Source organism: Streptomyces sennicomposti (assembly GCF_019890635.1).
GTDB classification, from domain to species: domain Bacteria; phylum Actinomycetota; class Actinomycetes; order Streptomycetales; family Streptomycetaceae; genus Streptomyces; species Streptomyces sennicomposti.
This window is the reverse complement of record NZ_JAIOAB010000008.1, coordinates 94,988-115,991: the sequence shown is the minus strand read 5'-3', so window position 1 is coordinate 115,991 and position 21,004 is coordinate 94,988. Positions and strand designations below refer to the sequence as shown.

The 21,004-nt window shown below is 73.7% G+C and carries 17 protein-coding genes and 1 pseudogene; 2 read left to right on the top strand and 16 right to left on the bottom strand.

Features of this window, described 5'->3' with window-relative positions; all coding sequences use genetic code 11:
* Positions 1-8: 8 nt before the first annotated feature.
* The 9 genes and pseudogenes from K7787_RS07575 to K7787_RS07535 all read right to left on the bottom strand — a co-directional run bounded on the left by K7787_RS07575 (position 9) and on the right by K7787_RS07535 (position 9,249).
* Positions 9-494, bottom strand: a complete 486-nt coding sequence (locus tag K7787_RS07575; protein ID WP_223000917.1) for a methylated-DNA--[protein]-cysteine S-methyltransferase — start codon at positions 492-494, stop codon at positions 9-11.
* 9 nt (positions 495-503) lie between these two features.
* Entirely contained in the window at positions 504-2,051 is a 1,548-nt protein-coding gene (locus tag K7787_RS07570; RefSeq protein ID WP_282107233.1) for an AlkA N-terminal domain-containing protein, read from the bottom strand.
* 80 nt (positions 2,052-2,131) lie between these two features.
* Positions 2,132-2,644 carry an O-acetyl-ADP-ribose deacetylase gene (locus K7787_RS07565; protein ID WP_223000916.1) on the bottom strand — a complete coding sequence of 171 codons (513 nt, stop codon included), beginning with the start codon at positions 2,642-2,644 and terminating at the stop codon, positions 2,132-2,134.
* The gene (locus K7787_RS07560; protein ID WP_223000915.1) at positions 2,641-4,050 is read right to left on the bottom strand and encodes a phytoene desaturase family protein; all 1,410 of its coding nucleotides are present in this window, start codon (positions 4,048-4,050) and stop codon (positions 2,641-2,643) included. Before K7787_RS07560 ends, K7787_RS07565 begins: the two co-directional genes overlap by 4 nt.
* Before the next feature lie 713 nt (positions 4,051-4,763).
* Positions 4,764-5,636: an inositol monophosphatase family protein gene (locus K7787_RS07555; protein ID WP_223000914.1), complete on the bottom strand. Its 873-nt coding sequence runs from the start codon at positions 5,634-5,636 to the stop codon at positions 4,764-4,766.
* Between the two features lie 276 nt (positions 5,637-5,912).
* Positions 5,913-7,742: a gamma-glutamyltransferase family protein gene (locus K7787_RS07550; RefSeq protein WP_223000913.1), complete on the bottom strand. Its 1,830-nt coding sequence runs from the start codon at positions 7,740-7,742 to the stop codon at positions 5,913-5,915.
* A gap of 349 nt (positions 7,743-8,091) precedes the next feature.
* Positions 8,092-8,336, bottom strand: a pseudogene (locus K7787_RS07545) (hypothetical protein); the annotation flags it as partial.
* Positions 8,337-8,393: 57 nt separating this feature from the next.
* Positions 8,394-8,843, bottom strand: coding sequence for a hypothetical protein (locus K7787_RS07540; RefSeq protein ID WP_009191434.1), 450 nt, complete (start codon positions 8,841-8,843; stop codon positions 8,394-8,396).
* Positions 8,844-8,910: 67 nt separating this feature from the next.
* Complete coding sequence (locus K7787_RS07535) at positions 8,911-9,249, bottom strand: hypothetical protein (RefSeq protein ID WP_223000912.1); 339 nt, start codon at positions 9,247-9,249, stop codon at positions 8,911-8,913.
* A 158-nt stretch (positions 9,250-9,407) separates the two neighbouring features.
* On the opposite strand from K7787_RS07535, the gene K7787_RS07530 reads away from it, so the two are divergent.
* The gene (locus tag K7787_RS07530) at positions 9,408-10,103 is read left to right on the top strand and encodes a hypothetical protein (RefSeq protein ID WP_223000911.1); all 696 of its coding nucleotides are present in this window, start codon (positions 9,408-9,410) and stop codon (positions 10,101-10,103) included.
* A 161-nt stretch (positions 10,104-10,264) separates the two neighbouring features.
* Here the strand turns inward: K7787_RS07530 and K7787_RS07525 are convergent, their stop codons facing one another.
* From K7787_RS07525 to K7787_RS07495, 7 genes are all read right to left on the bottom strand, one after another.
* The gene (locus K7787_RS07525) at positions 10,265-11,797 is read right to left on the bottom strand and encodes an NCS1 family nucleobase:cation symporter-1 (RefSeq protein WP_223000910.1); all 1,533 of its coding nucleotides are present in this window, start codon (positions 11,795-11,797) and stop codon (positions 10,265-10,267) included.
* 30 nt (positions 11,798-11,827) lie between these two features.
* Positions 11,828-12,850: a TIGR03842 family LLM class F420-dependent oxidoreductase gene (locus K7787_RS07520; RefSeq protein WP_223000909.1), complete on the bottom strand. Its 1,023-nt coding sequence runs from the start codon at positions 12,848-12,850 to the stop codon at positions 11,828-11,830.
* An 11-nt stretch (positions 12,851-12,861) separates the two neighbouring features.
* Positions 12,862-14,265 carry a dihydropyrimidinase gene (gene hydA / locus K7787_RS07515; RefSeq protein ID WP_223000908.1) on the bottom strand — a complete coding sequence of 468 codons (1,404 nt, stop codon included), beginning with the start codon at positions 14,263-14,265 and terminating at the stop codon, positions 12,862-12,864.
* Between the two features lie 51 nt (positions 14,266-14,316).
* Positions 14,317-15,159: a nitrilase-related carbon-nitrogen hydrolase gene (locus tag K7787_RS07510; RefSeq protein ID WP_164388595.1), complete on the bottom strand. Its 843-nt coding sequence runs from the start codon at positions 15,157-15,159 to the stop codon at positions 14,317-14,319.
* Between the two features lie 159 nt (positions 15,160-15,318).
* Positions 15,319-16,926, bottom strand: coding sequence for a PucR family transcriptional regulator (locus K7787_RS07505; protein ID WP_247720650.1), 1,608 nt, complete (start codon positions 16,924-16,926; stop codon positions 15,319-15,321).
* A gap of 88 nt (positions 16,927-17,014) precedes the next feature.
* Positions 17,015-18,298, bottom strand: a complete 1,284-nt coding sequence (locus tag K7787_RS07500; protein ID WP_223000907.1) for an aspartate aminotransferase family protein — start codon at positions 18,296-18,298, stop codon at positions 17,015-17,017.
* The gene (locus tag K7787_RS07495; RefSeq protein WP_169439190.1) at positions 18,295-19,137 is read right to left on the bottom strand and encodes a nitrilase-related carbon-nitrogen hydrolase; all 843 of its coding nucleotides are present in this window, start codon (positions 19,135-19,137) and stop codon (positions 18,295-18,297) included. The genes K7787_RS07500 and K7787_RS07495 overlap by 4 nt, the downstream gene beginning before the upstream one ends.
* A gap of 859 nt (positions 19,138-19,996) precedes the next feature.
* Between K7787_RS07495 and K7787_RS07490 the strand changes: the two genes are divergently transcribed.
* Positions 19,997-20,842, top strand: a complete 846-nt coding sequence (locus K7787_RS07490; RefSeq protein ID WP_223000906.1) for an HAD family hydrolase — start codon at positions 19,997-19,999, stop codon at positions 20,840-20,842.
* Positions 20,843-21,004: the final 162 nt, after the last annotated feature.

The following is a 21,004-nucleotide window of genomic DNA, read 5'->3' as shown; positions in this document are numbered from 1 at the left end:
CCGGTCGGTCAGAAGAGGGCCGAGCCGGTCTCCAGGTCCAGCAGGCGCTGCTTGCGGGGCAGCCCGCCGCCGTAGCCGGTGAGGCTGCCGTTCGCGCCGACCACGCGGTGGCAGGGGACGATGATGCCGACGGGATTGCGGCCGTTGGCGAGACCGACGGCGCGCGAGGCGCCCGGCGCGCCGAGTGCGGTGGCCAGTTCGCCGTACGAGCGGGTCGCGCCGTAGGGGATGCGGCGCAGCTCCTCCCACACCCGGCGCTGGAACGGGGTGCCGGTCAGGCTGAGTTCGAGGGTGAACTCCCTCAACTCGCCCGCGAAGTAGGCCGCCAGTTGTTCCCCGGCGGCGTGGAAGGCGGCCGTGGCGGCGGGACGGCCGAACGTCTCCTGCGGGGGCCGGTGGCGCTGGTCGGTCATGTAGAGGCCGCACAGGACCCCGTCGTCGGCGACGAGGGTGAGCGGGCCGTAGGGGCTGTCGATGACGGTGTGCTGCTTCATGGTGCGTCCTCAGACGGGCAGGAAGTTGATCGGGTGGCTGTCGGTGGCCCACAGGTACTGCACGGCGTAGGCGCGCCAGGGCTGCCAGGCCGCCGCGCGTGCGGTGAGGGCGGCGGGCGTCGCGGGCAGGCCGAGTTCGGCCGCCGCGCGCCGGATGCCGAGGTCGGTGGGGAGGAAGGCGTCGGGGTCGCCGAGGGCGCGCATGGCGATGACGTCGACCGTCCAGGGGCCGAAGCCGGGCAGCGCCAGCAGCCGGGCGCGGGTCTCCTGCCAGTCGCTCTCCACACCCAGGCGGATGCCGCCGCCGGCCAGTTCGCGCACGAGGGTGGTGAACGTGGTGCGCCGGGTGCGGGGCATGGCCAGCGACTCGGGGTCGAGCGCGGCCAGCGCCTCGGGGGCGGGGAAGAGGTGGGTGAGGCCGCCCTCGGGGTCGTCCACCGGTTCGCCGTGGGCGGTGACCAGGCGGGCCGCGTGGGTGCGGGCGGCGGCCGTGGAGACCTGCTGGCCGAGGACGGCCCGGACGGCGAACTCGGCCTCGTCCACCGTGCGCGGCACGCGTCTGCCGGGAGCCTTGTCGACCAGCGGGGCGAGTACGGGGTCGGTGCGCAGCTGGTCGTCGACGGCGACCGGGTCGGCGTCCAGGTCGAGCAGGCGGCGGCAGCGGCTGATGGCCACGGGCAGGTCGCGCAGGTCGGCGAGGGTGAGCCGGCAGGCCACGTGGTCCGGCCTCGGGGTGAGCGCGGCGATGCCGGGTCCGTGGGGCAGGCGCAGGGTCCTCCGGTACGCCCCGTCGCGCCATTCCTCGACGCCGGGGACGGCGGTGGCCGCGAGGTGGCCGAAGAGGTTGTCCGGGTTGAGGGGGGCGCGGAAGGGGAGGCGCAGGGAGAGGGTGCCGGGGACGGCGGCGCGGGGCCGGCCGGCGGCGGGCCGGCGCGGCAGGTCGGCGGCGGCGGGCCGACTCGGGAGGTCGGTGGCGGTGGGCCGGGGTGCGCGGGTGCGCAGTGCGCTGGGTGACAGGGCGAAGACCTCGCGCACGGTGTCGTTGAAGGAGCGGATGGAGGAGAAGCCGGCGGCGAAGGCGATCTCCGCCATCGGCAGGGCGGTGGTCTCGATCAGCAGCCGGGCGGTCTGGGCGCGCTGGGCGCGGGCGAGCGCGAGGGGTCCGGCGCCGAGTTCGGCCAGGAGCTGGCGTTCGATCTGGCGGGTGCTGTAGCCGAGGCGGGCGGCGAGGCCGGGGACGCCGTCGCGGTCCACGACGCCGTCGGCGATCAGCCGCATGGCGCGGGCCACGAGGTCGGCGCGGTGGTTCCACTCCGGGGAGCCGGGGCTGGTGTCGGGCCGGCAGCGCTTGCAGGCCCGGAACCCGGCCTGCTGGCAGGCGGCGGCGCTGGGGTGGAAGACCATGTTCTCCGGCTTGGGCGGCACCGCGGGGCAGCTCGGCCGGCAGTAGATGCCGGTGGTCAGGACGGCGGTGAAGAACCAGCCGTCGAAGCGGGCGTCCTTGGACCGGACGGCGCGTACGCAGCGGTCCCGGTCGGTGTGCATCCCGTTCTGCATGCGTCCAGCATCGGGCACCGGCGGGCCCCCGGGCTGGCGGGAATCCGACATGGACGTCGGCCTGCCTGGGGCTGTCCCGATCAGCCGAGGCGGGCGGCGAAGGCGGCGTGGGCCCGCTCGTCGAACAGGACGAAGCGGACCTCCTCGACGGCCGTCGGCGTGTTCCGTACCGTCTCGACGGCGATGCGGGCGGCGTCGTCCATCGGCCAGCGGTAGACGCCGGTGGAGATCGCCGGGAAGGCGATGGTGCGCGCGCCGAGTTCGTCGGCGACCCGTAGCGACTCGCGGTGGCAGGAGGCCAGCAGCTCGGAGCGGTCCTCGCTCGCCGACCAGACCGGGCCGACCGTGTGGATCACCCAGCGGGCGTCCAGGTCGCCGGCCGTGGTGGCGACCGCCCGGCCGGTGGGCAGGCCCTTGCCGTAGCGGGAGGCCCGCAGGGCGCGGCACTCCGCCAGGATGGCGGGGCCGCCGCGGCGGTGGATCGCGCCGTCCACTCCTCCGCCGCCGAGCAGGGAGGAGTTGGCGGCGTTGACGAGGGCGTCGGCGCGCTGGCGGGTGATGTCGCCCTGGACGAGGGTGATCGTGGTGCTCATGTCTGTCTCAGCCTCCGCCAGACCGCCTTGGCCGCGTTGTGCCCCGACATGCCGTGCACTCCGGGGCCCGGCGGGGTGGCCGAGGAGCAGATGAACACCGCCGGGTGCCGGGTGTGGTACGGGAACAGGGTCGGTCTGGGGCGCAGCAGCAGGCGGAGTCCGGCGACCGATCCGGTGGCGATGTCGCCGCCGACGTAGTTGGCGTCGCGGGCGGCGAGTTCGGGCGGGCCCGCGGTGGCGCGGGCGAGGACGCGGTCGCGGAAGCCGGGGGCGTAGCGCTCCAGTTGGCGTTCGACGGCGTCGGTGAGGTCGCCGGTCCAGCCGTTGGGCACGTGACCGTACGCCCAGAAGACATGCCGGCCGGCCGGGGCGCGGCTGGGGTCCACGACGCTGGGCTGGACCGTGATGAGGAAGGGCCGGTCGGGTGCGCGGCCCTCGCGCGCTGCGGCGTTCAGCGCGGCGCCGATCTCCGCGCTGTCCGCGCCGATCTGCACGGTGCCGGCGACGCGGGGCGCCTCGGCGGTCCACGGGACGGGGCCGTCCAGCGCGTAGTCGATCTTGAAGACGCCGGGTCCGTAGCGGTAGCCCTCGTAGTACCGGCCGAGGCCGGCGATGCGGGCCAGGGCGGTGGGCGAGGTGTCGAAGACGTACGCGCGGGCGGGCGGCAGGTCGTCCAGCCGCTTGACCTCGTAGTCGGTGTGGATCGCGCCGCCGAGTTCCGTCAGGTACCCGGCGAGGGCGTCGGAGATCGCCTGGGAGCCGCCGCGGGCCAGCGGCCAGCCGCGGGCGTGCGCGGCCAGCGCGAAGACCAGGCCGATGGCGCCGGTGGCGAGGCCGTTCAGCGGGGACATGACGTGGGCGACCAGGCCGGCGAGGAGGGTCTTGGCCCGCTCGTCGTGGAAGCGGCGCATCAGCCAGGTGGCGGGCGGCAGTCCGGCGAGGCCGAAGCGGGCGAGGGTGACGGGGTCGCGCGGCAGCGCGGTGAGCGGCAGCGACATGAAGTCGCGGGCCAGGGTGTCCCAGCGGGGCAGGAACGGCTCGACCAGTCTGCGGTACGCGCCCGCGTCGCGCGGTCCGAAGGAGGCCGCCGTCTCGGCGACAGAGCGGGCCAGGACGGCCGCGGTGCCGTCCGGGAAGGGGTGCGCCATGGGCAGCTCGGGGTGGAGCCAGCGCAGGCCGTGGCGCTCCAGGGGCAGGGCGCGGAAGGCGGGCGAGTTGACGCCGAGGGGGTGGGCGGCGGAGCAGGGGTCGTGGCGGAAGCCGGGCAGGGTGAGTTCCTCGGTGCGGGCGCCGCCGCCGACGGTGTCGCGGGCCTCGAAGACGGCCACGGAGAAGCCGCGCCGGGCCAGCTCCACGGCCGCGGTCAGCCCGTTCGGCCCCGCACCCACCACGACCGCATCGAGCATCGACGCCACCTTGGGACCCCTTCGTCAGCCGATGGCCACTGCCGCTCAGGATATGCCGCGGGACTGACACGGGGGGACCTGGTCCTGGGGCGGCGACGGGCGGCCGGGGCCGGCCGCCCGCCGGGGGGCGGGGAGCCCGGCGTCAGCCCGAGCCCGGCCTGCGTGCCCGGCCTTGGTGCCCGGCCTGCGTGCCCGACCTTGGTGCCCGGCCTCCGTGCCCGACCTTGGTGCCCGGCGCCCATGCCCGACCTTGGTGCCCGAGCCCGGCCCCCGCCCCCGGCCTGGTCTCGCGGCCAGCGGCCCGACGCACCTGGGCTCGGCGGCCATGCGCAGGCCTCGCCTTAGTCCCGAGCCTGGTCTCGCCCCCGGCGGGCCGGATACCCGGGCGCTACGGCCACGCGCAGGCCCGGCCTTCGTCCCGAGCCTGGCCTCGCGCCCGGCGGCCCGCTCACCCGGGCTCGGCGGCCACGCGCAGGCCCGGCCTTCGTCCCCCGTCCCGAGCCTGGCCTCGCCCCGGCGGGCCGGACACCCGGGCGCTACGGCCACGCCGTACGGGCGTGGCCGACCTCCGTGCCCCGGCGGGCCGCACGCGGCCTCGGGAGTCTGGTTCGGCCGGGCCTGCGTGTCCCGGCGGCCTACGTGCCCGTGCCGGCCGCCGGCCTGGCCAGGCGCCTCCCCGCGGCGCGCAGCAGCCGGGCCGTGGGGAGGGTGCCTCACCCCGCCGACGGGACCCGCGGCTCCCCCGCCGGTTCCGTCAGGAGGGCGGCGATACGGTGGGCCGTCCGCTCGTCGCGGGCCGCCGTGAAGGGGAGGGCGTTGCCCCCGGTGATGCGGAACGGTGCGCCGGTGCGGGTCAGGTGGGCGCCGCCCGCCTCCTCGACCAGCAGCAGGCCCGCCGCGTGGTCCCAGGCCGCCTCCCAGCTGAAGGCGGTGGCGTCCAGCTCGCCCCGGGCGACGGCCAGGTACTCCAGGCCGGCCGAGCCGCAGGCGCGGGGTTCGACGCCGTCCCGGTACAGGCCGAGCAGGCTGCGCTTCTGTTCGTCGGTGGTGTAGTCGGGGTGCGAGTGGGCCACGCGCAGGGCCCGGCCGGCGTCGGGCGTGCCCGAGCGCAGCGGCTGCCCGTCGAGGAGGGCGCCCCGGCCGCGTACGGCGGTGGCGATCAGGTCGAGCGCGGGGGCGTAGGTCCACGAGCCCAGCAGGACCCCGCCGCGGGCGAGGGCGACCAGCGTGCAGAAGTCGGGGTCGCCGTGCACGAACTGGCGGGTGCCGTCCACGGGGTCCACGATCCAGACCGGCGCGTCGCCGTGCAGCGCGTCGTAGACCGCGGGGTCGGCGTGCACCGCCTCCTCGCCGACCACGACCGAGCCGGGCAGCAGCGCGCCGAGCCGGTCGGTGAGGTACCGCTCGGCGAGCCGGTCGGCGTCCGTCACCAGGTCGTGCGGGCCGGACTTCTGGTCGATCTCGTGCTCGGCCAGGCGGCGGAAGCGGGGCATGATCTCGGCCGCGGCGGCCGTGCGGACCGCCTCCTCCACGTCGGCCGAGTGGCGCACGAGAAACTCTTCGATGGTTTCCGTCTCTTCGATCATGCCTCCATGAGAGCACGGACCTGTGACAACGCCCGCCTCCTGGGTGCACACCCGATGGAATCGGCGTGAACACCCGGCGTCGCGAGGGGCGGGCCCACGGCGCGTCTCCCGGGGGCGCTGCGGTGCGTCTCCCCGGGGCGCTGCGGTGCCTCCCCGGGGCGCTGCGGGCGTCTCCTCGATGCGCCGGGGTGCCTCTCCTCGATGCCCCGCGGCGCCTCTCCCCGAGGCACCGCGGCGTGGGGACACCGCGCACCGCCCGGCCCGGCCGATCCCGCCTCAGCGGCCGACCGCGTACCCCTGCATGCCGCGCGGGTTCGCCGCCGCCGACAGGACGCCGGACTCCGGGTCCCGGGCGACCGCGCACAGCCGGCCCTCGGACCACGGGCCGCCGACGGTCACGTCATGGCCCCGGCGGCGCAGTCCGGCGACGGTGGCGGGGTCGGTGCGGGACTCGACGGTGACGCTGCCGGGCCGCATCCCGCGCGGGAAGAACGACCCGACCAGGCCGTCCTGGTGCCAGTTCGGGGCGTCCACGGCGCCCTGGAGGTCGAGGCCGCCGCGGACGGCGGGGCGCAGGGCGAGGGCCAGGAAGAAGTGCAGTTGCCACTGGTCCTGCTGGTCGCCGCCGGGTGTGCCGAAGGCGAGGACGGGCTCGCCGCCGCGCAGGGCGATCGACGGGCTGAGGGTGGTGCGCGGACGGCGGCCGGGCGTCAGCGAGTTGGGCAGGCCCTCCTCCAGCCAGGTCATCTGCAGCCGGGTGCCGAGCGGGAAGCCGAGTTCGGGCACGACGGGGTTGGACTGGAGCCAGCCCCCGCTGGGTGTGGCGGCGACCAGGTTGCCCCAGCGGTCGGCCACGTCGAGGTGGCAGGTGTCGCCGCGGGTGTGACCGTCGCCGGTGACGACGGGCTCGCCCGGCACCGGGGAGGTGGGCGGCTTGGCGACGGTGGGCTCGCCCACGCCCGGGACGCCGTGCCGCGCCGCGCGCGTGGCGGCCCGGCGGGCGTGCGCGCCGAGCCGCGGGGCGCGTCCGCCGGGGCTGCCGGGCCGCAGCTCCAACGAGGCCTGCTCGCCGACGAGTCGGCGGCGTCCGGCGTTGTACTCGGCCGACAGCAGGTCGGCCAGCGGCACTTCGGCGGCGTCGCCGTACCAGGCCTCCCGGTCGGCCATGGCCAGTTTGCAGCCCTCGATCAGCAGATGGAGGCAGTCGGCCGATCCATACTCGGGCAACTCATCCGGCAGCAGGGCGAGTTGCTGGAGCAGGACGGGGCCCTGGCTCCAGGGGCGCGGCTTGCACACGGTCCAGCCGTTCCAGTCGTACGTCGCGGGCGTCTCGTAACCCGCGGACCAGGCGGCGAGGTCGGCGGCGGTGAGGGTGCCGGTGTGGTGCTCGCCGCTGGTGTCCAGGGTGGGCCGCCCGGCCTGGCGGACCAGGGCCTCGGCGATGAAGCCGGTGCGCCACACCTCGCGCGCGGCGTCGATCCGCGCCTCCCGGCCGCCCGTGCCGGCGGTCTCGGCGAGCAGCCGTCTCCAGGTGGCGGCGAGCGCGGGGTTGCGCAGCAGCCGGCCGGGCTCGGGGGCGCGCCCGCCGGGCAGGTAGACCTCGGCGGACGAGGTCCACTCGGTCTCGAACAGTTCCCGTACGGTCTCGACGGTCGCGCCGACGCCTTCGACGGGCGCGTGGCCGTGCTCGGCGTAGCCGATGGCGTACTTGAGGACCTCGTCCAGGGACTTGGTGCCGTGGTCGCGCAGCAGGAGCAGCCAGGCGTCGAAGGCGCCCGGGACGGCGGCGGCCAGCGGTCCGGTGCCGGGCACGAGGTCCAGGCCGAGGCCCCGGTAGTGGGCGACGGTCGCCCCGGCCGGGGCGACGCCCTGCCCGCACAGCACCCGCACCTCGCCGCCGGCCGGGGCGAGCAGGATCGGCGCCTCGCCGGCCGGGCCGTTGAGGTGCGGTTCGACCACGTGCAGCACGAAGGCGCCGGCCACGGCGGCGTCGTAGGCGTTGCCGCCGTCCTCCAGCACGGCCATCGCCGACTGGGAGGCGAGCCAGTGGGTGGAGGACACCATGCCGAAGGTGCCCTGGAGGGTGGGGCGGGTGGTGAACTGCATCTGTCACCTCGGGGTTCGCGTGTCGTGGCCGCGGCCGGGTGTCCGCGTGTCTCGCCCGGTGCGCACGTACCTACCCAGGTCCGGGGAGCGGACGCCGACGCTCCGGGCGGTCCGCGGTGCGCGCGGTGCGCGCCGTCGGTCACCGCGACTCCAGGACTGCGCGCGCGGTGCGGACCGCTTCCCGGACGCGTGCGCGCTGTCGCTCCAGCTCCCCTCGGTGCCCGGCGACGAGACGGGTCTGGACGCGTACGTCGACGGCGTGCACCGCGCGGACGTAGCCGGTGCGCTGCTTGCAGCGGGCGTCGGCGGTGGCCGCCCGCTTCTCCTGACCGGTCGGCCCGTCCGCACACCCAGGGCCGACAGGACACGGTTCGCCTGGGGCCGGGTCGTACAGTGCCCGACCGCCCGGCCACCGGCCCAGCTCGGTCAGCAAGGCGACGCCGTCGTCTGTCTCTTCCGGCCGCCAGCCGGTGATGTCGAGCAGCAGCCCGTCCAGCGGGCCGCCCACGAGCGCGGCGTACCTCTAGTCTGGTGCGGCACTGGACCAGGATGGGTGTCGTCGTGGTTACAGCCATACACCCGGCCGCGCAGCAGCCGTCGTCCCCGCCCTGCGTCCGGCCGGCTCGGTCGAGGATCGCGAAGCCTGCCGCCTCATTCCTTCCGGGTGAGGCGGACGCCGAGGCCGCAGAGGCTGTCCGGATCCTCGGTCTCGCACAGGGTCTTGCCTCCGTCCACGACGACCAGATCCACGAAGCAGGAGAACTCCTGCCGGTCATCGCTCTTGAACGACAGCCCGATCCAGTCGCCGGAAGTCGCCTTCTGCGACACCACGGCATCGCTCTTGCCGTCTTCTACGTAGAAACCCCAGGTGCCGCTGTTCTCACCGGAAGGGCACTCGGCGCTCTTCTCCCCCAGGTTGCGCGAGGTGAAGCGGTGGTCGCCGGTCAGGGAGATCTGCTCCCCGTCCGAAGCCCGCCAGTCGCCGACGACGTCCGCGACCGTCGCCTTCGAGGTCTGCTCCCCGGCACAGGCGGCCAGCAGGAGAAGCGGAACAACGATCGCGCCGGCTCTCCGGCAGAATCCAAGGATGTTTTTCAACACGCCCTCACACTACTGACGAATCGGGGGGAGCCCGTGGCGGGGCTCCCCCCGAACCCCGGTCAAGCGGTTACTGGAGCCATTCCGAATAGCTCACGCATTTGTAGAGCGGCCATTTCTCTTCCCAGGAGAAACTCTCGTGCACGGCGGCGCCGAAGGTGCTTTCGACGAAGGGGTTGATCGAACGCGGAATGAGGTGCGTCGCGGAATTCCAGTCGGACTGGTTCTGGGCGGTGAAATGCAGTGTCACCGTCCCTTCCTTCTTGTCGATCGACTCGATCCGCCCCTTGGCGGTGTAGCTGCCGAGGAAGGCGTCGGCCGAGTCCTCGGTGCCGATGGCACCGTTGCTGAGGACATCGAGGTCCGCGCCCCGCCGCGAGCGCGCGGGACGGGTCCGCCCGCCGGACACAGGGGGACGAACTTCGCTTCGGCGGCGGGGGCGCGTGATCGTCCGGGTACGGAGCGAGTTGGCACTTCCGCCCCACAGGTACTCGTGTGACACTGGCGTCCACCGTCCACAGTGTGGACGCCCTCCGCTTCGTCCGTCCCCCACACGAGAAGTGCGCCGTGCGTGAATTCCCCCTGCCGCTCGCGCTCACCGCGCGGCTCAGCCCGGTCCTCGTCCTCGCCTGCACGGGGTGGGCGCTGACGTCCGGGCCGTTCGCGGCGTCGCCGGCCGACGGCGGGCGGGCCGCCGCGCAGGAGACCCGGACGGCCGACGCCTCGTCGTCGGCCGGCGCCGGTCCCAGCGGCGCGCCCTCGGCGAGCGCGGCGGCCCCGGTCTACGCGTCCGCGCCGCAGCCGTGCGCGGCCGTCGCCGCCAAGACCGTCACCTCCCTGGTGCCGGGGGCGAAGTCGGCGGGCAAGGAGATCCCGTCGACCGACGAGAAGGTGCGCCGCACCTGCTCGTGGAACGCGCTCAAGGGCTACGACTACCGCTGGCTCGACGTGTCGTTCGAGATCATGCGGACCACGGACGCGGCGCGCACCTCCTATCAGCAGCGCACCGCCGAGAAGAGCGGCGGCGGGGCGGTCCCCGGGCTCGGCGACGAGGCGTACTCGGTGGTGAACCTGACCACCGAGGACAAGCAGCAGACCCGGGAGGGCGTGGTGCTGGCGCGCGTCGCGAACGCGCTGGTGGTGGTCACGTACAACGGCAGCGACTTCGAGACGAAGAAGGCGCCGGACACCGACGAGATCAACAAGGGCGCCATCAAGGCCGCCAAGGAGGCCGTGGCCGCGCTGGGGCAGACCCAGGGCTGAGGGCCAGGGCTGAGGTTCCGGTACGGGACCTGTGTCGGCCGTACGGCCCGGCACGGGGCTCGGCCGTGCGGCCCCGGGCCGGGCGGGACGTGCGGGGAGGCGGTGGCCCTCCGTCCTCAGGGTCACCGCCTCCTCCGGCCGCGCTTCGCCGAGTCCGCCGGTCAGGCCGGGGCCGGGCTCCGGTCCCGGCCGGCGGCGAGCGTGAACAGCAGATACAGCACCAGCGAGGTGCCGAGGCCCACCGCCCAGCCGTAGTCCGCGAGCGGCTTGAGGGCCGGGATCGGGCGGCCGTCGATCAGCGGATGGAAGTCCGCGCCGCCGATGGCGAGGACGCCGCCCACCACGAACGCCGTGACCGCCCGCCAGTTCCAGCCGCCCGCGTACCAGTAGCGCCCGCCGGCCCGGTACAGGTCGGCCAGGTCGAGCCGGGTGCGCCGCACGATCCAGTAGTCCGCGACGAGGATGCCGGCCACCGTGCCGAGCAGCCCGCCGACCAGGCCGAGCCAGGTGAAGATGTAGCCCTGCGGGTCGGAGTAGAGCTTCCACGGGCAGATCACCACGGCGAGCACGGCGGTGATCAGCGCGCCGGAGCGGAAACTCACCTTGCGCGGGGCGATGTTGGAGAAGTCGAACGCCGGGGAGACCAGATTCGCGGCGATGTTCACCGACAGGGTCGCCACCAGCACCGTCACCAACGCGTACAGCAGTCCCGCGACGTTGTCCGTCTTCGCCGCCAACTGCACCGGGTCCCACACCGGTTCGCCGTACACGGCCTGGGAGCCGGAGGTGACCAGCACCGACAGGAACGCGAACAGGGTCATCGTGGTGGGCAGGCCGAGCGCCTGGCCCCGGGTCTGCGCGCGCTGGCTGCGGCCGTAACGGGTGAAGTCCGGGATGTTCAGCGAGAGCGTGGACCAGAAGCCGATCATGCCCATCAGGGACGGCGCGAACAGCTTCCAGAAGTCCGCTCCCCAGCCCAGCCTGGACGGCTGGTCGAAGAGCGGGCCGAAGCCGCCGGCCTTGTCGCTCATCCAGCCCAGCATCACGAACGCGCCGACGATGACGAACGGCGCCGCCCAGTTCTCGAACCGGCGGATGGTCTCCATGCCCCGGTAGATGACGGCCACCTGGATCACCCAGAAGATCGCGAACGACAGCCACATCGTCCAGGCGTACCCGCCCACCTCGCCGGCCTTCGACCAGCTGTCGCCGATCAGCTTCCCGGCCAGGAAGTAGATCGCCTCGCCGCCGATCCAGGTCTGGATGCCGAACCAGCCGCACGCCACCAACGCCCGTACGACGGCGGGGAGGTTGGCCCCGCGCACCCCGAAGGAGGCGCGGGCGAAGACGGGGAAGGGGATGCCGTACTTCGGTCCGGCGTGCCCGGTGAGCAGCATCGGGACGAGCACGATCAGATTGGCCAGGGCGATGGTGAACACCGCCTGCTTCCAGTCCATGCCGACGGCGATCAGTCCGGAGGCCAGGGTCCAGGAGGCCGTGTTGTGGGCCATGCCGACCCACAGCGCGGAGAAGTTGTACGTCGTCCAGGTGCGCTTGGCGACGGGGACCGGCAGCAGGTCCGCGTTGGCGTAGGGGCCGCTGGGCGGTTCGGTGCCGGGGGCGATCTCCACCCGCCCGTCGGCGAGGGTGACCTGAGCGGACGGCGGTATGCCCGGGGGTGCGGTGTCGGTCATGGGCAGCCCAATCGGATCGGGACCGGTGGTTCAGGGGTTGACGACGGGAATGACCTCGCGGCCGTACGCGTCGATCACTGCTTCGCGCGCGTCGTGCATGGCGTACACGGCGAACTGGTCCACACCCAGCTCGCGCAGCGCGGTCAGCTTCTCGATGTGCGCCTCGACCGGTCCGATCAGGCAGAACCGGTCGACGATCTCGTCGGGCACGAACTGGGTGTCCGGGTTGCCGCTGCGCCCGTGGTGGGCGTAGTCGTAGCCCTGGCGGGCCTTGATGTACGCGGTCAGTTCGTCGGGCACGGCGGCCGAGTGCTCGCCGTAGCGGGAGACGAGGTCGGCGACGTGGTTGCCGACCATGCCGCCGAACCAGCGGCACTGCTCGCGGGCGTGGGCGAGCGCCTCGGGCGAGTCGTCGGCGGTGACGTAGGCGGGCGCGGCGACGCAGATCGTCACCTCGGCCGGGTCCCGTCCGGCCTGCGCGGCGGCGTCCTTGACCGCCTTGACCATGTACTCGGTGAGATAGAGGTCGGCGAGCTGGAGGATGAAACCGTCGGCCTCCTCGCCGGTCATCTTCAGCGCCTTGGGCCCGTACGCGGCCATCCAGACGGGGAGGTGGGCGCCCGGCCGCACCCAGGGGAACTTCACCACCGCGCCGCCGCCGAGGTCGGCCTCCTCGCCCCGGCCGAGGGCCCGGATGACCTTCATGGCCTCGCTGATCCGGGCGAGCGTGTTGGGTTTGCGGCCGGCCACGCGCATGGCGGAGTCGCCGCGGCCGATGCCGCAGACGGTGCGGTTGCCGAACATGTCGTTGAGGGTGGCGAAGGTGGAGGCGGTGACCTCCCAGGTGCGGGTGCCCGGGTTGGTGACCATCGGGCCGACCGTCAGGCGCTCGGTCTGGGCGAGGATCTGGCTGTAGATGACGAACGGTTCCTGCCACAGCACGGCGGAGTCGAAGGTCCAGCCGTAGCGGAAGCCGTTGCGTTCGGCGCGCTGCATCAGCTCGACGACGCGCGAGGCCGGCGGGTCGGTCTGCAGGACGAGTCCGAAGTCCATGGGCGGCGCTCCTAGTCGAGGTACTGGCAGGTGGCGCGGGGGGTGTAGACGCCGTGGCCGGCGCGTCCGGTGTACTCCCGCTCGGTGACGACGGCCTCGCCGCGCGAGAGCACGGTCTCCACCCGGCCGGTGATCCGCCGGCCCTCGTAGGCCGAGTAGTCGACGTTCATGTGGTGGGTCTCGGCGGACAGGATCTGCTCGGCGTGCGGGTCGTAGACGACCACGTCGGCGTCGGCGCCGGGGGCGATGGTGCCCTTCTTCGGGTAGAGGCCGAACATCCGGGCCGGGGTGGCGCAGGCGATCTCGATCCAGCGGCGGCGCGAGATGTGGCCGTCCACGACGGCCTGGTGGAGCAGGTCCATACGGTTCTCCACCCCCGGCAGCCCGTTGGGGATCTTGGAGAAGTCGCCGCGGCCCAGCTCCTTCTGGCCGCTGAAGCAGAAGGGGCAGTGGTCGGTGGAGACCACCTGGAGGTCGTTGGTCCTCAGCCCCTGCCACAGGGCCGCCTGGTGGTCCTGTGGGCGCAGGGGTGTGCTGCACACGTATTTCGCGCCCTCGAAGCCGGGTTCGGCGAGGTTGTCGGTGGACAGGAACAGGTACTGCGGACAGGTCTCGCCGAAGACGGGCAGCCCGTCGTCGCGCGCCCTGGCCAGTTCGGCCACCGCCTCGCGGGCCGAGACGTGCACCACGTACAGCGGCGCGCCCGCCACCTGCGCGAGCCGGATCGCCCGGTGGGTGGCCTCGGCCTCCAGCAGGGCCTTGCGGACCTCGCCGTGGTAACGCGGGTCGGTCTCGCCGCGGGCGAGGGCCTGCTCGACCAGGACGTCGATGGCGATGCCGTTCTCGGCGTGCATCATGATCAGCCCGCCGTTGCCGGCGGCCTGCTGCATGGCGCGCAGGATCTGCCCGTCGTCGGAGTAGAACACGCCCGGGTACGCCATGAACTGTTTGAAGGAGGTCACCCCCTCCTCCACCAGGAGGTCCATCTCCTTCAGCGTCTCCTCGGTGACGTCGGAGACGATCATGTGGAAGCCGTAGTCGATGGCGCAGTTGCCCTCGGCCTTGGCGTGCCAGGCGTCCAGGCCCTCGCGCAGGGCCCCGCCCTTGGACTGGATGGCGAAGTCCACGATGGTGGTCGTGCCGCCCCAGGCGGCGGCGCGGGTGCCGGTCTCGAAGGTGTCGGAGGCGTAGGTGCCGCCGAACGGCATCTCCATGTGGGTGTGTCCGTCCACGCCGCCCGGGATCACGTACTTCCCGGTGGCGTCGATGGTGTGCTCGGCGGTGAAGGCCTCGGCGGCGGGTGTGCCGGTGGCGGCGAGGGCGGCGATGCGGCCGTCCTCGATGAGGATGTCGGCGTGGATCTCGTCGGATGCGGTGATGACGAGACCGCCGCGGATGGCTGTACGGCGGCTCATGAGGGCCTCTCGTTCGTCGTCGGCTGGGAGTCGTCGGTGGCCGGGGTTCCGTTACGGCGCGGTCAGCGGGCCGTACGTGCCCGGGGCGCGGTCGCGGTAGAACTGCCAGCGGTCGCGGACCTCGCGGAGCTTGGCGAGGTCCAGGTCGCGCACCACCAGTTCGCTCTCCTTGTCGCCGGCCACCTCGCCGACGAACTGCGCCTCCGGGTCCACGAAGTACGACGTGCCGTAGAAGTCGTTGTCGCCGAGGTCCTCGACGCCGACGCGGTTGATCGCGCCGACGAAGTACTCGTTGGCGGCGGCCGCGGCCGGCTGCTCCAGCTGCCACAGGTAGCCGGACAGGCCCCGGCTGGTGGCCGACGGGTTGAAGACGATCTCGGCGCCGGCCAGGCCCAACGCCCGCCAGCCCTCGGGGAAGTGGCGGTCGTAGCAGATGTAGACGCCGACCTTGCCGACGGCGGTGTCGAAGACGGGCCAGCCGCTGTTGCCGGGGCGGAAGTAGAACTTCTCCCAGAATCCCCGCACTTGGGGGATGTGGGTCTTGCGGTACTTGCCGAGGTAGCTGCCGTCGGCGTCGATGACGGCGGCGGTGTTGTAGAGGACGCCGGGCTGCTCCTCCTCGTACATCGGCAGTACGAGGACGATCCCCAGTTCGCGGGCGAGGGCCTGGAAGCGCCGGGTGATCGGGCCCTCGGGGATCTGCTCGGCGTACTCGTAGAAGGCGGGGTCCTGCACCTGGCAGAAGTAGGGGCCGTAGAAGAGCTCCTGGAAGCAGAGGACTTGGGCGCCCTGGGCGGCGGCGTCGCGGACCGCCTGCTCATGGCGGCGGATCATGGACTCCTTGTCGCCGGTCCAGGCGGTCTGGAAGACGGCGGCTCGGATCACTCGGCTCATCGGGACCTCCGCTGCTCGATCGGTGTGCGGTGAGCGTAGGGAAGGCGTGGGGGCCGCTTCGAGGTGCACGGTGTCACGTCCGCCGGGGTGCGGCGTGTCACCGTGTCACTGCGGCCCCGTCCCCTGTGTCACCGGTGTTTCGCCAGGTGGTCGCGGGTTTCACTGCTGTTGCGCGTCGTGCGCGAGGAGGGCTATGTGCACGGAGGCGGCCTGTTCGAAGTCGTCGAGGTCCACGTTGAGGCGGCCCTGTATGGCCTCCAGACGGCGGTAGAGCGCGGGCCGGGAGACATGGTGGAGCTGCGCGGTGCGGGACTTGTTGCGGCCGGTGGCGAGATAGGTGCGCAGGACGTCCAGCAGGTCCTGTCCGGCGTCGCACAGCAGCCCGTCCAGCTCCCGTTCGGCGAAGGACTGCACATGCGGGTTCTCGCGCAGCAGCCGGATCAGCCCGCGCAGATGGACGTCCCTGAGGCGGACCACGGGCGGCAGGTCGAGGGCGGCGGCGGACCCGGCGACGGCGTCGGCGACGTGCCGGGCCTCGCGCAGCCCGGCGGGCACGTCGTCCCAGCAGGTGCGGGCGTCCGCGGCGGCGACGACCGTCCCGGCCGCCGCGGGCGCCTCGCGCAGCCGGACGGCGAAGTGCCCGGCGAGGGCGTCGGCGTCCTGGTCGCGGGCGAGGCTGAGCAGGACGGCGGTGACGCCCTCGGTGAGTTCGGCGACCAGTCCGGTCAGTCCCAGCAGGCGCAGCAGCCGGTCGACTTCGGCGGGGTCGGCGTCGTGGACGACCAGCGGCACGAACGCCCGCCGGTTGACCGGGAGTCCGGCGGCCCGCGCCCTCGGCAGCAGTTGCCGGGCCGGTACGGCGCCCCCGGCCAGGTCGGTGAGCAGGCTCTGCGCGGACTGCTCCTCCCAGGTGCGGCCGGCGGCGCCGCCGAGCATGCGGTGCAGGACGAGGGCCTCGGCGGCCCGGTCGGCGAGCAGCCGTCCGGTGGCGGTGTCGCCGCGGTGGCCGCACAGCACGAGCCGGCCCCATCGCTCGCCGCGCCCGCCGAGTTCGGCGCGGATCCAGCCGTCGCCCTCGCTGCCGCCGGCCTGCCGGGCGATGCGCTCCCAGTCGCGCAGCACGTCCTCCACCGCCGACCGCTCCCCCGCCGTGGCCAGGACGCGGTGGGCGAGGTTGGTGACGACGACGGGGCAGGCGGTGTGCTGGGCGATCTCGTCCAGCAGCGCCTGCAGCGGGGCGCCCGCAGTGATGAGGGCGGTGAGCGCGGTGCGTACGGCCTCCGACAGGCTGACGGCGGCGTACTTGCGGCGCACCAGCCGGGACTGCACCTCCTCGGTCAACTCCGCGAAGGGGAACGGCCGGTGCAGCACCACCAGGGGCAGTCCGCAGCGTTCGGCGGCCCGGCGCATCACCTCCGGCGGGGTGGGGAAGGCCCGGCCGAGTCCGAGGACGACGGCCGCGGCCTCCGCCCGGTGCAGGGAGCGGATGTACTCGGCCTGCTTCTCCTCGTCGCCGGCGAGCAGCACCCCGGTGGTGAGCACCATCTCGCCGCCGCTGAGCATCACGCCGACGTCGGCCGCCTCGGCGACGTGCACCCAGCGCACCGGCTGGTCGAGCCGGCCGGCTCCGGCCACCACCTCGGGTTCGCCGGCGAGCACCCGTTCCAGGGCGAGCACCTGCCGTACGGACAGGGCGGGTTCGGGCAGGCGCGGGACGGCGGCGGGGAGTTGCGGGGCGGTCAGGGGGCGGTCCGAGGAGATGGTCATGGCGACGTTCCCCTTTTGCTCGGTGCTCGGTGCTCGGTGCTCTCTGTGTTCTCGGTGCTCGGTGGTGTCGGTGCTCGACGCGGGCGCCTCAGTACGCGGCGCCCAGCGCGCGCTCCAGGATCGCGGCGCCCTCCTCGGCCTCCGCCACGGTCAGGGACAGCGGCGGGGCGATGCGCAGGGCGCTGGTGTCGTGGCCGCCGCCCTTGCCGATGAGCAGGCCGCCCTCGCGGGCCGCCTCCAGCACGGCGGCGGCCGCTCGCGGGTCGGCCTCGTCGGTGCCCGGCCGGGCGAGTTCGACGCCGACCATCAGTCCGCGCCCGCGCACCTCGCGGACGCCGGGCAGGGCGGCGGCGACGGCGCGCAGGCGTTCGATGAGCAGGCCGCCGACCCGGCGGGCGTTGCCCTGGAGGTCGTGTTCCAGGAGGTAGTTGAGGTTGGCGAGACCGGCGGCCATGGTGATCTGAGTGCCGCCGAAGGTGGAGATGCTGTTGGCGTCCAGGCAGTTCATGATCTCGCCGCGGGCGACGACGCCGCCGATGGACATGCCGTTGCCGATGCCCTTGGCGAAGGTGAGGATGTCGGGCGGCCCGCTGCGGCCGTGCGCCTGCCAGCCCCAGAAGTGCTCTCCGGTGCGGCCCCAGCCGGTCTGCACCTCGTCGGCGATCCACAGGACGCCGTGCTCGCGCAGCACCTCGCGGAAGGCGGCGTACAGGCCGTCGGGCGGGGAGGTGAACCCGCCGACGCCCTGGACGGGTTCGGCGATGAGGGCGGCGGGCGGGCGGGTGTGGCCGAGGAGGTCCTTCAGGTCCTCGACGCAGGCGGCGATGAAGGCCTCGTCGTCGAGGTGGGCGAAGGGACCGCGGGTGCGGACGCCGCCGTGGACGTAGAGGGTCTGGAGCGGGGAGAGGGAACTCGGGGACCAGGAGCGGTTGCCGGTGACGCCGACCGTGCTGAAGGAGCGGCCGTGGTAGCTGTTGCGCATGGCCAGCACGGTGTTGCTGCGCCGGTACGTCGTCGCCAGCAGCAGCGCGGTGTCGTTGGCCTCGGTGCCGGAGGTGGTGAAGAACACCCGGGCGTCCGGGATGCCGCTCAACTGGGCGATGCGCTCGGCGAGTTCCACCATCGGCCGGTTGAGGTAGAGGGTGGAGGAGTGGATGATGCGGCCGGCCTGCTCGCTGACCGCCTTGGTGACCTCGGGCAGCGCGTGGGCGGTCATGGTGGTGAGGATGCCGCCGAAGAAGTCGAGGTAGCGCCGGCCCGTGCTGTCCCAGACGTGGCGGCCCTCGCCGTGCGTGATCTCGATCGGGTCCTCGTAGTAGAGCGCGAGCCAGTCGGGCAGGACGGCCCGGTGGCGGTCGTAGAGGTCGTTCACGGCTGCACCAGCCCTTCGTAGGCGTCGGGACGGCGGTCGCGGTAGAAGGCCCACTGCTGCCGCACCGCTTCGATGAGGTCGAAGTCGAGGTCGCGGACGAGGAGTTCCTCGGCGGTGTCGCTCGCGGTGTCGCCGACGAACCTGCCGCGGGGGTCGGCGAAGTAGCTCGTCCCGTAGAAGTCGTTGTCGCCGTACTCCTCTTGGCCGACGCGGTTGATCGCGGCGACGAAGTAGGCGTTGGCGACGGCCGCGGCCGGCTGCTCCAGCCGCCACAGATGGGAGGACAGACCGCGGTGGGTGGCGGACGGGTTGTATACGAGCTGGGCGCCGTTGAGGCCGAGTTGCCGCCAGCCCTCGGGGAAGTGGCGGTCGTAGCAGATGGAGACGCCGACCTTGCCGACGGCGGTGTCGAACACGGGCCAGCCGAGGTTGCCCGGCCTGAAGTAGTACTTCTCCCAGAAGCCCTCAAGCTGCGGGATGTGGTGCTTGCGGTACTTGCCGAGGTAGCCGCCGTCGGCGTCGATCACGGCGGCGGTGTTGTAGTAGAAGCCGGGCTGCTCCACCTCGAAGACCGGGACGACGATCACCATGCCGGTCTCGCGGGCGAGGTCCCGCATCCGGCGGACGGTCGGCCCGTCCGGCACGGGCTCGGCCCACCGGTAGTGCCCGGGCTCCTGGACCTGGCAGAAGTACGGCGCGTTGAAGACCTCCTGGAACCCGATGATCCGCGCGCCCTGCCGGGCGGCCTCGCGGGCGTGCCGCTCGTGCTTGGCGACCATGGACTCGGTGTCGCCGGTCCAGGTGGCCTGGACCAGGGCCGCACGGACGACGTTGGCCATGAGCTGCTCCTTCGGCGTACGTCAGAGCCTCTACGCCCGTAGAACAGGCCTAGAGGCACGAACGTAAGCCTCCCGGGCGGCCTTGCCAAGACCAACGCCGTGAACCCGCGAAGTCGATCGTGTTTCACACTCCGGTGGGTTAGCGGGGGTGGCCTCCGGCGGGTTGGCGGGGGTGGCCCTCACGGGCCGGGGGCGGGGGCGGACTGGGGGCGCGGTGGGGGCGCGCGTCGAGCGGGTGGGGCACGGTCGCGGGCGACGGGCACGCTGCCCCGCGCCCGGCACGCTGTCCGGCGCCCGGAGCGCTGACACCGCGCCTCCGCGCCCCGCAGTACCACCGCGCCCGAGCCGGACCGGGCCGTGCCCTCCGCGCACATCGCCGGGCCGTCGCGCGCTCCGCGCACCGCGACGCCCGCGCGGCACGCTTCCGCGAGGGGCGGCCACAGGGTCGTACACCGTCACGCCCGCGGCGCGGAGTACCACCGTCCGAGCCCCGTGCCGCTCACGTCCGGCCGTGCGCCGGAGGTGTGCCCGCGCGCGGCCGGACGGGGTACGCGCCCCGCGCGGGCCGTCGGCCCCAGGGCCGCGCCGGGCGGGGTCACCCACACGTGCGTATTGCGCTGGCAAACGGACATCGCGGGCTAAGCGGAGCGTACCGTTCATGGTGTTTACGGTTCCGGATGCGTGCAGGAACACCGCGGTCGACCGCGTGTGACCACCGTGTCCGGCAACCGGACCTCTTCGCCTGCGGATTCCCACTTCCCCGAAGTGAAGGACCCCTCAGCAGGCGTGACCTCATCCATGACCGGTGGATCCTGTCGGCCTGCCCGGCGGTTCCGCCCCGCGCCAGAACGGCAAGCACATGACCCGACCCCCCACGCTGGACCCCGACTGGACCCCCGAAGCCGTCGTCTTCGACTGCGACGGCACCCTGATCGACTCCGAGCAGCACTGGCAGCGCGCCCGCGCGATCGTGCTGCGCGGCTTCGGCCACGCCCCCGACGAGGAGTTCGCGGAACGCGCGAAGGGCCTGCACTACCGGGACTGCGGAGTCCTGATGGCCGAACTCGTGGGCGCACCGGACCACGCCCAGGACATGACGCAGCAACTGCTCAACACCTTCCGCGCCCTGGTCGCCCGCGAGCCGGTCAGCACGCGCGGCGCACGGGAGCTGGTGCGCACGCTGGAGCGGGTGGCGCCGCTGGCCGTCGCCAGCAACTGCCCCGAGGACGTGGTCCGGTTCTCCCTGGAGTCGGTGAACTTACGCCGGCACTTCCGGCACATCGTCGTACCGGACGACCGGATCCGCCCCAAACCGCACCCCGACACGTACGCGGAGGCCGCGCGCCGCCTCGGCGTCCCCGGCGGCCGGGCCCTCGCCGTCGAGGACTCGGTCAACGGGATGAAGGCCGCGGTCGCCGCGGGCCTGCGGGTCGTGGGCGTGGGACCGCGCCCCGCCCCAAAGGACGCCGCACTGGCCGATCTGTGGGTGGCCTCCCTCGACGACCCGGCCCTGATGGCCTGGGCCGAGAGCCGTCCCACGGCGGCGCGGCCGGAGCCCGGCCGTGCCGACGCCTCGCCGGCCGACAGGTCCGACACCGCCCACACGGCCGGCGCAGCCGACGCGAGCGACTCAGCCGACGCGGCCGACGCGAAGGTCCCCAGGCCGGGGGGCCCCACGCGCCAGGACCCGGCGGGCGCCTCCTGACGGGAGCCGCGCCGGGCCGGTGCGGGGGCCTCGACGGCGGGCGCCCCCGCGGCGGGGCGCCCGGCTGCCCCCAGGGCGGGCGTCCCAGCCGGGCGCCCCGGCCGGGACGCCCCGCCCCGCCGGCTCGTCCATCGACGGCCCCGGCGGGCCGCCACCGCGGCG